A 3,906-nucleotide genomic window follows, 5' to 3' on the forward strand; every position below is an offset into this window, starting at 1 on the left:
GAAACCGCATAGGCACTTGTCAACTGTTCTACAAGCTTGTGCATGTTTGTCTCCTTTCCAGTGACCAGACTATTGTACGGCAAACGAACAGAACGTCAAAGCCGGCTTCACGGGACGGCTTGACCACGTCGTTTGCCGTACTAAACTGAATTGTTATGAGGAGACACGCTGACACGATATCGCACGAGAGCTCTCGCAACCGGCACATTGCGACAGTGGTGGCTGCACTTGTTCTCAGTGCCGCCATGTTCGCCTCGGCATTCATCATGGCACGTTTTCCGTCGGCAGTCGCGCCGGTTGTTCAGACAGACGTGACGATGACGAAAGCGGATCGGGTCCTCGTTTTGTCTCCGCACCCAGACGACGAGTCCATCGCGTGCTCGGGTCTCATCCAGCACGCTCTCGAGGCAGGAGCACAAGTCCGAGTGCTGTGGATGACGGCGGGCGATCACAATATCGTGGGTCCACCATTGTTCTGGAGAACGGCGCCAGTCACGCCCGCACAGTTTCGGGACATCGGTCACAAGAGAATGCAGGAGGCGAAGAATGCAGCCCATGTGCTCGGCCTGAGTTCGAATGACCTCATCTTCCTTGGGTATCCTGACGGAGGACTGTCGGACATCTTCATGAATGTATGGACATCGAAGCCCTACCGGAGCGGCGTCACAAACGCGGCGTCGGTCCCCTACGCGGAATCCACAGTTGCGGGCCAGCCACAGACGGCTATGAACCTCCTCACCGACCTGGAGCAGGTCATGACGTCGTTCCGGCCGACCATTGTCGTTTATCCAAACCTGATCGACTTTCATCCTGATCACCAGGCAACCGAGCTGTTCGTCATCGCCGCACTTGCCGACCTGCATCTGTCTCCGCAGCGCCTGGAGTATGTTGTTCACGTCCCGGGATGGCCAAGGCCTCTGCGATACGCGCCGTTCGTCGACGCCTATGCTCCTCCAGCTGCACGGGTCCTGGGTCTGCGTCAGGAGGTCGTCCATCTCACTCCGCAGGAAGTCGGTGTCAAGACGCGCGCGATCCAGGCGCATGCCTCGGAGCTGCTTCCGTTTGCGACCTTGGTTGCATTTGCCCGCCGGACCGAGGTATTTCTGGCTCCGGCGGACCTGACTGATCGCACGGATGCAGTCCGAACGGCCAAGTTCTTCTTTCCGATCAACCGTGTGGGAGACGAGGATCGCCCCGTCATTCAGACGTTCTCCGTGACGGATAGCGCTGGTGGTCTCCAACTCTCGCTGGAAATGGGTCGCGTTCTCAATCGACTCGAGGAGATGGAGCTGTTCCTGTTTCCGGTGCCGACGACTGGTGGCTTTGGCTCCGCGCCGAAGCTGCATGTGATCTACCGTGGAGGCGCAGCGACCGCAGAGGTGTCAGATCTGGAACATCCGACGGCGAAGCCCGTTATCGCCAGGGTCAGCCATGACGGGACGACGATCAGTCTGACATTCGACAATGCATTGACTGGAGGACGCCTCCAGGGGTTCTTCCTCCGTATCGAGAAGGGGCCGGGGCGCGTGGATCTCACGCGCAGCAGGACTGTCTGGATCGGCGTTGTACCAGCCGTTTCGTGAGAGAAGCAGCGGCCCGGCAACAATGAAGCGGCGCTTGCGCGCCGCTTCTGTTTTTCTATGCCAGAGGATACTACTTCTTGGCGATGGCGTCCTTCAGAGCCTTGCCGGGCTTGAAGAAGGGGGCCTTCTTTTTCGGAATGGTGATGGCCTTGAGGGTCTTGGGGTTGACGCCCTTGCGAGCCTTGCGCTCCTTGACACCGAAGGTACCGAATCCAACGAGTGCGACCTTGTCGTTCTTCTTCATGGCTTCCTTGACGGCATCCATGAAAGCATTGACCATGACCTCGGATTCCTTCTTGGTCATCTTCGTCATGTCGGCGATTCTAGCTACAAGTTCTCCCTTGTTCATGCGATCTCCTTTCTTGTCTTTTATCGCGCTTTTCCCCGCGACTGGGAAGGTACGCATGTAGTATAGCACATTTTGGTAAAATCGGGTAGCGTTATAGTCGCTCCTCATGGGAGATGACAGCGAGACGCGCCCACGATGAGGCATCACCGCGTGGTGATATGCAGTCCTGGACAGCGGTTGGTGGATGTGGCGGGAAAGTTGCCCCTCATGCCGGATAAGCTGGATCTCCGACCGGATTTGTCAAGATTGACCAAGGAAATTTGAGAGAACGACAAGCCAGACACCCTGAAATTGACTGTGTCGGGTCGGTCCGGACATCTTTCAATGTTGTTTGTGCGTGATGACACAATGACGACAGGGACATAACCACCACTCATGGGAGCGCCAGCCACCTGCGGTGGCTGGATAGTGCTCTCTGGCATGCTGTCACTCCAATGGAAAAAACTGGACATGCCAAGCGCCACGTTATGTGTATACTATGCATGAGTACTTGTCCACATCGTATCGGGAGGTATGTATGGCGATAGATGAGAAGCTTGCTGAGCTGGGTATTGTATTGCCAGAGGCGACGGCGCCGGTTGGCAGTTATGTTCCGGTCAAACTCACCGGCAACCTTGCGTTCGTCTCGGGAATGCTGCCGACCGAGGGTGGTCGTGTCAAACAGACCGGTCGCGTTGGAGAGAGCGTTACAACTCAAGAAGCATATGACCTTGCCCGCATCTGCGCCGTCAACGGTCTCGCTGCTCTGAAGGGTGCCATCGGCACGCTGGACCGCGTCAAGGGCATCGCGATGGTGCAGGGTTTTGTGCAGGCGGCTCCGGACTATGCTGAAGTGCCCAAGGTGATCAATGGGGCTTCTGACCTGCTTGTCGCACTCTTTGACGATGCTGGTCGCCACGCGCGCTTCGCCGTCGGGGTCGCTTCCCTGCCTATGAATGCGCCCGTCGAGGTGGCGTTCGTCGCGGAGATCATGCCCTGATACGATCATCGACAGTCGGGAGCCTGTGTTGAAGCGACGCCCAGCATTATTATCGAACCTGTTCAGGGGGTAACCACGATGATCAGTGAGATACGTGTTGTCATGAAGGTCAACGGCACGAAGTATCACGTCACGACACAGACCAGCAGGACACTCGCCGAAGTTCTGCGGGAGGACCTGGGACTTCTCGGGACCAAGATCGGCTGCAACAAGGGTGAGTGTGGTGCTTGTACGGTCATTATGAACGGCCGTTCGGTCACCAGTTGCCTTGTGCTGGCGGTGCAGGCGGAAGGAGCAACCATCACGACGATCGAGGGGCTGGCGGAGGGCGGCAAGCCGTCGCCGCTGGAGCAGGCGTTCGTCGAAGAGGGAGCCGTCCAGTGTGGTTTCTGCACACCGGGGATGGTTATGTCCGCAGAGGCGCTGCTCGCCCTGAACCCCCATCCATCGGAAGCAGAGATAGAGACTGCCCTGGAGGGGAATCTTTGCCGTTGCACAGGCTACAGGAAGATCGTTGCCGCGGTGCAGAAGGCAAGTCAGAGCCGCGAATGACTGCAGCAGTCGTTCTGGCGGCTGGACATGCCGACAGGATGGGTTCAAACAAGCTGACATTGCCACTTGGCTCTGGGACGGTTGTCGGTCGCGTTGTTGCGACGGCTCTCGCCGCCTGTGATAGGATCATCGTGGTCATCGGGCTGCAAGGTCAGGGGACGAAGACCACTGTGGAACAGACAGCGAGATCTCTTGACGCTGAAGGACGACTCGAGGTGGTCGAGGGCGTACCCTACGATCCAGGCATGTTTATCTCGGTTCAGGCAGGGCTGCGACGGGTCATGGGCGCCGATGTCGTCCTCATCTTCCCCGGGGACATCCCCCTCACCCTGCCCGAAACTGCAATTGCTGTGAGAGATGCGGTATCAGCGGGAGAGGTCGACGTGGCCGTGCCGTCGTGCGGTGGACGGCGAGGTCATCCCGTTGCGATCAGCGGGCGGTGT

5 protein-coding genes are annotated in these 3,906 nt (G+C 58.1%); 4 read left to right on the forward strand and 1 reads right to left on the reverse strand.

Annotated elements, in window-relative coordinates:
* Nucleotides 1-218 precede the first annotated feature (218 nt).
* A complete protein-coding gene (locus tag SMC5_RS00860; protein WP_165848900.1) occupies nucleotides 219-1,583 on the forward strand; it encodes a PIG-L deacetylase family protein in 1,365 nt (454 codons plus the stop codon).
* 70 nt (nucleotides 1,584-1,653) lie between these two features.
* Here SMC5_RS00860 and SMC5_RS00865 read toward each other — a convergent pair whose 3' ends face one another.
* Complete coding sequence (locus tag SMC5_RS00865; RefSeq protein WP_119084955.1) at nucleotides 1,654-1,932, reverse strand: HU family DNA-binding protein; 279 nt, start codon at nucleotides 1,930-1,932, stop codon at nucleotides 1,654-1,656.
* Between the two features lie 517 nt (nucleotides 1,933-2,449).
* On the opposite strand from SMC5_RS00865, the gene SMC5_RS00870 reads away from it, so the two are divergent.
* From SMC5_RS00870 to SMC5_RS00880, 3 genes are all read left to right on the forward strand, one after another.
* Complete coding sequence (locus tag SMC5_RS00870) at nucleotides 2,450-2,911, forward strand: RidA family protein (RefSeq protein WP_119119210.1); 462 nt, start codon at nucleotides 2,450-2,452, stop codon at nucleotides 2,909-2,911.
* A 78-nt stretch (nucleotides 2,912-2,989) separates the two neighbouring features.
* Nucleotides 2,990-3,463, forward strand: coding sequence for a (2Fe-2S)-binding protein (locus tag SMC5_RS00875; RefSeq protein ID WP_119119211.1), 474 nt, complete (start codon nucleotides 2,990-2,992; stop codon nucleotides 3,461-3,463).
* Nucleotides 3,460-3,906 (forward strand): nucleotidyltransferase family protein (locus tag SMC5_RS00880; protein WP_165848901.1); only part of this gene is annotated, 447 nt, incomplete at its 3' end. The genes SMC5_RS00875 and SMC5_RS00880, both read left to right, overlap by 4 nt.

Origin of the sequence: Candidatus Cryosericum odellii (assembly GCF_003570935.1) — a bacterium.
GTDB classification, from domain to species: domain Bacteria; phylum Caldisericota; class Caldisericia; order Cryosericales; family Cryosericaceae; genus Cryosericum; species Cryosericum odellii.